General features: G+C 43.7%; 2 protein-coding genes. Both read left to right on the top strand.

Going from position 1 to position 1,543, the window contains the following annotated elements; all coding sequences use genetic code 11:
* The first annotated feature begins 79 nt into the window (after positions 1 to 79).
* Positions 80 to 532: an NfeD family protein gene (locus KAH81_05680; protein MCK5833145.1), complete on the top strand. Its 453-nt coding sequence runs from the start codon at positions 80 to 82 to the stop codon at positions 530 to 532.
* Positions 526 to 1,404, top strand: a complete 879-nt coding sequence (locus KAH81_05675) for an SPFH/Band 7/PHB domain protein (GenBank protein ID MCK5833144.1) — start codon at positions 526 to 528, stop codon at positions 1,402 to 1,404. The genes KAH81_05680 and KAH81_05675 overlap by 7 nt, the downstream gene beginning before the upstream one ends.
* The last annotated feature ends 139 nt before the right edge of the window (positions 1,405 to 1,543 follow it).

Below are 1,543 nucleotides of genomic sequence, written 5' to 3'. Positions count from 1 at the left end.
AAAAAAACTTCCCCATCTTGAATAAATTAGCTTAAATTGTGTATAGCATTTTGAAGACAGAATTTCAAAAGGGGACATGATGTTAGACAACATTTGGATTATTTGGACAATTATAGCCGCAGTTTTTGCTATTGCTGAGATGTTCACCGCTGGGTTTTTCCTTCTGTGGTTCGGTGTAGGAGCTGGAATAGCTGCTATACTTGCTGGTCTCGGTATGGGCTCCGGTTGGCAGCTTGGAGCATTTATAATTGTGTCGAGCGTTTTGGTTCTTTTTTCGCGAAGGTTTGCCGATAGATTTACGCGTAAAGGTCCATCGGGTGTAGGTTCCGATAGGCTAATCGGGAAAATTGGCATGGTGTTTGAAGAGATAGATAACATTAAGAACACCGGCATGGTTAGGTTTGGAGGCGAGGAATGGCGCGCAAAAAATGAAGATAACGAGATTATCGAAAAAGGCGAACGTGTCGAAGTAAATAAAATAGTTGGAACTCATTTAATCGTAAAAGCCATCAAGGAGGGCGAACAATGTTAGCAGTTTACATAATTATTGCGTTTTTTGTATTCATTGCCGCAGGGAAGGCAATGAAGATAATTAGGCCGTGGGAAAAAGGTCTTATCGAAAGATTAGGTAAATACCAACGCACAGCGGACAGCGGACTAACGATAATATTTCCTTTTCTGGAGAGGTTAATCAAAGTAGATACCCGAGAGCAGGTCGTTGATGTTCCACCGCAGGCGGTTATTACAAAAGATAATGTTGTTGTGGAAGTTGATGCCGTGGTTTATCACGAGGTCACCGATCCGATTAAAGTGACATATAATGTTGCGAATTTCTATGTTGCTACAACAAAACTTGCGCAAACAAATCTAAGGAATCTTATAGGAGACCTTGCTCTCGACGAATCTCTCACTTCACGTGAAGTGATCAACACCAAGCTCCGTCAAATCCTCGACGATGCTACCGATAAATGGGGTGTTAAAGTAACACGCGTCGAGCTGCAACGAATCGAACCACCGGACGACGTCACCCAGGCTATGCATCGCCAAATGAAAGCCGAACGCGATAGGCGAGCGATGATCCTCGAAGCCGAAGGCCATAAGCGTTCAACTGTTCTTAAGGCAGAGGGGGATGCCGAGGCTATTAAAAAGGTAGCCGACGCGAATAAATACAAGAAGATTGCTATCGCCGCTGGTGAGGCCGAAGCTATTAGCTCCGTTTATAAGGCAATCCACGATGGCAACCCCACGAAAGACCTAATCGCAATTAAATACCTCGAAGCCCTTGAAAAAATCGCCGACGGTAAAGCAAGTAAGATTTTCCTTCCGCTCGAAACAAGCGGAATACTCGGGAGTATCGGCGGCATAAGCCAACTTTTCAAAGAGAATGAACCCGAAGTTCAATAATTAACGAGACAATATTTTTCGCAAGGGGCAAGCCTAAACGGGTTGCCCTTTTTTATAAACGGAATTGCGTTTATTAATAATTAGCCTTGAATTTGGAATAAATTAATCGGAATAGGGGAAGATAACGCTGGCGCGGGGG

The organism is bacterium, assembly GCA_023145965.1.
GTDB lineage: Bacteria > UBP14 > UBA6098 > UBA6098 > UBA6098 > UBA6098.
Note: the sequence above shows the minus strand (reverse complement) of the source record. Positions and strands in the feature narration are given on the sequence as shown.